General features: G+C 67.0%; 1 pseudogene. It reads right to left on the bottom strand.

Annotated features, from left to right (window positions below):
- Positions 1-212, bottom strand: a pseudogene (locus tag AC3A6Y_RS35140) (ABC transporter substrate-binding protein); the annotation flags it as partial.

The following is a 212-nucleotide window of genomic DNA, read 5'->3' as shown; positions in this document are numbered from 1 at the left end:
AAGCCGACGTGGCTGTTGAGCCAGTGGTTCGACCAGTAGCCGTCGGCCGGCATGCGCTTGATGTCCAGCTCCAGGCCGGCGCGCTGGGCCGTCTGCTGCAGCAACACGGCCATCTCCACCGAGTACAGCGCCGCGGGCGATGCCACCACCGGCACCTTGCCGGTGACGCCGGACTTCTGCAGATGGAACTTGGCCTTGTCGAGGTCGAAGGG

The organism is Variovorax sp. Soil_C_17, from assembly GCF_057657265.1.
This window is presented reverse-complemented; position numbering and strand designations above follow the sequence as displayed.